The 2,010-nt window shown below is 49.5% G+C and carries 2 protein-coding genes; one reads left to right on the forward strand and one right to left on the reverse strand.

Annotated elements, in window-relative coordinates; translation table 11 throughout:
• Positions 1-791 precede the first annotated feature (791 nt).
• A complete protein-coding gene (locus tag ACRC27_RS09685) occupies positions 792-1,148 on the forward strand; it encodes a DUF454 family protein (RefSeq protein WP_438639777.1) in 357 nt (118 codons plus the stop codon).
• 239 nt (positions 1,149-1,387) lie between these two features.
• Here the strand turns inward: ACRC27_RS09685 and ACRC27_RS09690 are convergent.
• The coding region (locus ACRC27_RS09690) for an oligopeptide:H+ symporter (RefSeq protein ID WP_438639778.1) at positions 1,388-2,010 on the reverse strand (623 nt) is incomplete at its 5' end.

Here is a 2,010-nt window from a genome sequence, read left to right on the forward strand (position 1 = left end):
AAGCCAACTACTGACGTGAAGAACGACGACCGTATCGGTCTGGGCTTCCGCGTATACTTCTAATTTGAAGTTATACCCGTCTGTAAAAAACCGGTGCTTGCACCGGTTTTTTTATGTCTGCTGCTGAGCTTATCTTCCCATCTTTTGCTTACTTTTCCGACGCCCGATGCGTTGTACTACTGCTTTTCTCGCTGCCCCTTCCTTACGATGCTTTTCTGCCGGTGGTAAACGGCCTCAATATCTACGTTGTGGCGTGCGAATAACCTTACGCTTTGTCGGTTGTTATTCGGTGGCGGCTCCGTACAATCCTCTGACAGAAGCAGTGCGATTCAGCTTCGTGGCTATAGCTGGGCGACCATTTCAAGAGACGTGCGGCAATATGGCGTTGCAATATCACGCGGCTAAGGCACGCGTACCGAGCTAATTCGGCTTATGCTTATAGAGAATACTAACGTGCTCTTGTGGATAGGGTGAGCCACCCATGTTTGCACGCGGTTGTTCTATTGGCTGTTCTATTCCCAAAAGCGCGCAGAACGCGTGATATTGGCTATCACTTGATTTAGTCACTCATTTAGCAACGTTCACCGAATAAACCAATCAAGGTCAGAGAGGGCAGGTGTATGGGTTCCGAATTTAAAGATCCACTCAATGCATTATATGTTGTGGTCTTTTTGCTGCTGTTTTTAGCCACTATGCTGCCCGCTTGGTTGGCATGGATGAAGGTGCTGTCATAAACGGCTGGCGGTGCGATGTAAGAGCTCTATGAGTGTATTGACCACACAGGAGAGCCTGTGCGCTGGGTGTATTTGATTGTCGGTTGGCTGGCGATAGTATTAGGGGCGTTGGGCGTGGTGCTGCCTTTACTGCCGACGACACCGTTTTTATTGCTAGCGTGTTTTTGTTTTGCGCGTTCATCCCCGCGTTGGCATGACTGGTTGATGTACCACTCGCCGTTTGCGACCTTATTGCAGCAGTGGCATGTGCGGCGCAGTATTCCCCGTAAGGCGAAACAACGGGCGATCTTATTTATTATCGTTAGTTTTGCGGCCAGTATTTGGCTGGTGACATACTGGTGGCTGAAAGTGGCGCTGCTCGTGATGATGCTGGTGTTGTTGCTGATGTTTCGCCGTATTCCGGTTGAAGACTAGCTTCTTTTATATCGCCTCTTTATCACATCAATAATGCCTTACTTTTTACTCATCCTCCGAGATTCTAGGTGAGTGCATATGGATGAGAGTCATAGCGATAAAAAACGCCGGTAAAAATACCGGCGTTTTGTTGTGGTCGCTTGTCTCTATCCTTTCGCTTATCCGCCGTTTCCTTATCAGAACCGCGCTCGTCATAAAAAGACTCGAAAGGATAAAGTCGAGAAGCGTTTACCTACATCTTAGGCGGCTTTGACTTCCTCGGCGGTGCTGTGAGTCATGCGGTTCAGTCGCGGCGCAGTGAGCACCATTAGTACAGCAATGACCGCGGTGACAATACCGATTTGCAAGAACACATGGCCGTAAACATGCAGTGACACCAGTGGATCTTTCACTTCACCCGGAGTGGCAGTCAGGCTCGCCACATAACCGGCAATGACCGATGCACCCGCTGAAGTCAGGAACCATGCCCCCATGATAAAGCCCATCAGACGCTGTGGAACCAATTGTGCCACCATCGCCAAGCCTAAGCCGGAAATCAGCAATTCACCGACACTTTGTAGCAAGTAGCTCAGTACCAGCCAGTTGGCGGAAACCAGACCGGCAGCATTGGCGTACAGAGTACTCATGTACAGGATCAGGAATGCACCGGAGCACAAAATCATACCGATAGCGAATTTGTGTGGCATCGGTAATTTATCGCCTAAGCGGTGATAAATGATGGCTAAGATTGGGCTGGCCGCCATGATCCAAAATGGGTTCAGTGACTGGAACTGCTCAGGCTCAACGGCAATACCGAACAGACTATGCACGGTGTTGTGAATGGCAAAGAAGTTCAACGACAGCGGCATTTGGCTATACAGCA

The sequence above is a fragment of the Plesiomonas sp. genome, from assembly GCF_051650925.1.
Lineage (GTDB): Bacteria > Pseudomonadota > Gammaproteobacteria > Enterobacterales > CAMTGL01 > Plesiomonas.